Origin of the sequence: Ligilactobacillus sp., from assembly GCF_036846325.1 — a bacterium.
In the GTDB taxonomy this organism is placed as follows: domain Bacteria; phylum Bacillota; class Bacilli; order Lactobacillales; family Lactobacillaceae; genus Ligilactobacillus.
This window is the reverse complement of record NZ_DAIUCE010000123.1, coordinates 1-3,985: the sequence shown is the minus strand read 5'-3', so window position 1 is coordinate 3,985 and position 3,985 is coordinate 1. Positions and strand designations below refer to the sequence as shown.

The 3,985-nt window shown below is 44.9% G+C and carries 6 protein-coding genes; all 6 read right to left on the bottom strand.

All coding sequences use genetic code 11. The features are described 5' to 3' along the window. Nucleotides 1-309: helix-turn-helix domain-containing protein (locus tag V7Z60_RS09035; protein ID WP_334117498.1), on the bottom strand; the 309-nt coding region annotated here is incomplete at its 3' end. A gap of 93 nt (nucleotides 310-402) precedes the next feature. Next, nucleotides 403-1,329 carry an ACP S-malonyltransferase gene (locus V7Z60_RS09030; protein WP_334117497.1) on the bottom strand — a complete coding sequence of 309 codons (927 nt, stop codon included), beginning with the start codon at nucleotides 1,327-1,329 and terminating at the stop codon, nucleotides 403-405. 11 nt (nucleotides 1,330-1,340) lie between these two features. After that, entirely contained in the window at nucleotides 1,341-1,586 is a 246-nt protein-coding gene (locus V7Z60_RS09025) for an acyl carrier protein (RefSeq protein ID WP_334117496.1), read from the bottom strand. 39 nt (nucleotides 1,587-1,625) lie between these two features. Further along, nucleotides 1,626-2,606 carry a beta-ketoacyl-ACP synthase III gene (locus V7Z60_RS09020; protein WP_334117495.1) on the bottom strand — a complete coding sequence of 327 codons (981 nt, stop codon included), beginning with the start codon at nucleotides 2,604-2,606 and terminating at the stop codon, nucleotides 1,626-1,628. 17 nt (nucleotides 2,607-2,623) lie between these two features. Next, nucleotides 2,624-3,064 (bottom strand): MarR family winged helix-turn-helix transcriptional regulator, encoded by a 441-nt coding sequence (locus V7Z60_RS09015; RefSeq protein ID WP_334117494.1) that lies wholly within the window; start codon nucleotides 3,062-3,064, stop codon nucleotides 2,624-2,626. 77 nt (nucleotides 3,065-3,141) lie between these two features. Continuing rightward, a complete protein-coding gene (gene fabZ, locus V7Z60_RS09010; RefSeq protein ID WP_334117493.1) occupies nucleotides 3,142-3,588 on the bottom strand; it encodes a 3-hydroxyacyl-ACP dehydratase FabZ in 447 nt (148 codons plus the stop codon). Between the last annotated feature and the right edge of the window lie 397 nt (nucleotides 3,589-3,985).

Below are 3,985 nucleotides of genomic sequence, written 5' to 3'. Positions count from 1 at the left end.
GAAGAAGTTCCTGAATGCCTTGTTCAAATCGCTGACTGAAAGCTGCAGGACTCTTGCGGATAACGCATACTGCCAGTCCTGCTTTTCAGCTACAAGTTCATTTCTTACCTTGTACTCGCTTGGCCTTGATTTTCTGTCACCAAGAATCAGTGACTGTTCGTACATGTCATTCCAGAGCGCCAGCGCTTCATTCCAGCAGTATCTGCGGTAATCGCACAGTTCATCCAGGACCTGCTTCATTTCAGCATCAGGATACAGGCGGACCTTCTGAACCCTGATTGCAGTTTTCTTCGGGTTCGGCATTGACATAATATTCACCTCACATTTTGTCTTTCTGTTGAATATTAAATCATATCTGGCTGTATTTGTGCATATTCTTAGCTACAGTTTATTCCCTCCTCGTCAAAGCGAAACTTTCTGCATTTTTTCAAGCGTTTCAACCGATGTGCGTCCGACATTCCGGTCGATCTGCCTGACGAATTTCGACAGCGTCTCGCCGGGCCCGATTTCAATGAAGGCTTCAACCTCGAAATCCCTGATCATTTTCTCGACGCAATCAGCAAAATGCGTCGGAGACATGACTTGTCGCTGCAAGATTTCAGCCGCATTTTCCTTCGTGAACGGAATCCTGTCAGTGTTGCTTTCGATGACAAATTCAGGATCCCTGAACGAAACGTCTTTCAGGACTTCACCAAGTCTCTGGGAAGAAGACCTGAACAAAGGCGTATGAAACGCACCATTGACGTTTAATTCGACCACGCGCATCCCGCCTTCCCCGGAAAGTTTTCCTGATGCTTTTTCAACGGCTTCGACATCGCCGCCGATGACGACTTGTTTTGGCGAATTGTAATTGGCAATCAGGACAGGCCTTTCGTCCGTCGAAATTTCGGCACAGGTTTTTTCAACAAGTTCAACGTCAGGTTTCAAAATTGCAGCCATTGAACTTGGATAACGATCGCAGTCTTCCTGCATGAACTCCGCTCTTTTCGACACGAGTTTCATGCCTGTTTCAAAATCAAGCATCGAAGAGGCAATCAGAGCCGGATATTCGCCAAGCGAAAGTCCGATTCCGCCGACAACGTCCAGACCGGGCACTGCATTTTTCAAGACTTTGAAAACTCCGTACGAAAATGCGCAAAGCGCCGGCTGAACATACTTTGTCTGCCTGAGCATTTCAGAACTTCCAAAGCATTCCGTCAGATCAAATCCGCAGATTTCCGAAGCCCGGTCAATAGTTTCGGCAAAGACCGGCACTCTTTCATAGAAATCCCTTCCCATTCCGGGAATTTGTGCACCCTGTCCGCTGAATAAAAGTCCGACTTTTGTCAAAAAAACACCTCTTAGTTCTTTGCGTCCAATTGTTTTTGAACATAGTCAACGACGTCGCCGATCGTCTGGATGCTTTCGTCGGCATCAAGCTGAATGTCAAAGCTGTCTTCAAGTTCGTTCATGATTTCAAAGACATCAAGACTGTCAGCATCAAGGTCATCCTTAATATTTGCCGTCAGCACGATCTCCTCCTTGTCAACGTCCAGTTGTTCTGCTGCGATTTCCTGTACTTTTGCTAAAACTTCTTCTTTTGTCATGATGATTTCTCCTTAAATATTCTGTAATTGACTTGAAATTCAGTAGCGGATCACGCAGGCACCGGCGCAAAGGCCGCCGCCAAATCCGCAAAGAAGCATCGTTTCGCCGCGAACAAGCTCGTTTTTTTCGGCAAGCTCGCTTAAAAGCAGGGGGATGCTGGCCCCTGAAGTATTTCCGTATTCCGAAATGTTTTCAGGAAATTTTTCCAACGGCTGATGCAGTTTTCTTGCAATCACCTTGATGATTCTCGCATTTGCCTGATGCAGGACGAAACGGTCGATCTGATCCAGTTCGAGTCCGCTGTCTTCAACGGCAGCCTTAATCACGTCCGGAACGGTCTTGGTCGTAAAATTGTAGACTGCCCTGCCGTCCATTTCAAACGGAGTTGAAGTCTTCTCGTTTGATTCGGGCGGAAATTTCGCAAGCGGCAGCGTCTTCTGGCACGAAAGCTTGTCGTAATCTTCGCCAAAGCTCTTCAAACTGTAGCCCAGCAAAGCAGAATCTCCGTTCGAATCGCAGTCGATCAATGCTCCGGCTGCTCCGTCGCCGAACAGGACGCATGTCGTGCGGTCGCTCCAGTCAAGCGACTTTGAAAGCACTTCTCCGCCGATGACCAGGGCCTTTCTGGCATGCCTTGAATCAAGCATCGATGCTGCCGTTATCAAGGCATATACAAAACCTGAACAAGCAGCCGAGATGTCAAAGGCAACGGCATTTTTTGCACCGATTCTTCCTTGAACGATTGCAGCCGTTGAAGGCGTTGCGCTGTCAGGCGTCATCGTTGCGACAATAATCAAGTCGATTTCCGAAGCATCAGTCGACGTTCTTGAAAGCAGCGCTTCTGCCGTCTTTGCGCAAAGACCGGACGTGTTGTCTTCAAGACTGACGTGTCTGGTTTTAATTCCTGTTCTTTGGCTGATCCATTCATCGGACGTATCGATGAATTCTGCAAGATCGTCATTTGACACTTTCATTTCTGGAACACTTTTTGCCAATGCCTCAATTTTCAAACGTTTCATTTCTTAAACACCCTGTTCTAAGAATTTTCATTCAGGAAGTCTTCGAGATTTCGAATCGCCTTTTCGACGATTTTCATTTCTTCAGGACTGATATCTTTCAAAAAACCCTCAACCATTTTATGATGAAATGCATCGTGAGCCCGATACATCACCCGCCCCTTCTTGGTCAGGCCGAGCCTGATCACGCGCCTGTCGTCCAGGCCGCGAATCCGCTCAACATAACCCTTTTTCACTAACCGGTCAATCGTTGCCGTCAAAGTTCCAGGGGTGAGATGCAGCTCATTTGCAACCTCTGTCGCCGTTTTGTGATCATACATCGAAATGGCGTTGATTGCGTGCATCTCCTTGATTGTCAAGTCGTTAAACCTGCTTTTGCGCAGCTCCTTTTCTTCAATCCATAAGATATCACTGTAGATTCGAATTAGGGCATCATTGATATATTGACTGCGTTCATCCATAATTCATACCGCCTATCTTTTTGCTTTCCAAATATTTTGACTATCAAAATAATAACAAATAAAAAGCGGTCTTTCCACTAAATCTTTTCATCCCTGTCATAAACGGCGAACATCAGCTCCGCAGTGCAGGCCTTTTTGCCGTCAACGAGCGCAGAAGCCTTGACGATGCCCATATTGGACTTCTTCTTTTCCATCACGATGTGAAGCTTCAAGACATCGCCAGGGCGAACGACCTTGCGGAACTTTGCCTGGTGAATGGCACCCAGATAAGCCGTTTTGTCTTCAAATTCAGGCGATTTCAAAATCAGAATCGACGCTGCCTGAGCAAGCGTTTCAATGATCAGGACTCCAGGCATGACCGGATTATTCGGAAAATGTCCACGGAAAAAGGATTCGTTGATCGTTACGTTCTTTGTCGCAGTAATCTCTTCACCGGGGACGAGTTCATCGACATAATCAATGTAACAGATCGGATAGCGGTTCGGGATCATGTCCATGATCTCCTGTGCATCCATTACCTTCACGCGTGTCACCTCACTTAATTCAAATTATTTCGAATATCAAACTATTCGATGAATGAATCATATTTAATATCCAGTGTCAAACTAAACTATTTTAACGATTAGAGTTTCCTCAATTTTGCCTTTGCTTAATTGATCCAGATTTCCCGAAAAATACTTTGAAGTTTCAAATTATCTTGATAAATACAGTGTTGTTACGGACTGTTCAGATTCATTTAGAAAAAATATCCATCACAATAGTCTTATGGATGAATAAATAAGAATATAAGAAACAGATTGCTGTTCTTGAAAGAATCATTTTCAAGCTATTTTGATGTTCAAAATTCTTATCTTTTTTTAATCTAAAAACCGCCTTTGTATATGTGTTTTAACTGTGAAGTTTATGCGAAAATAGATGTTG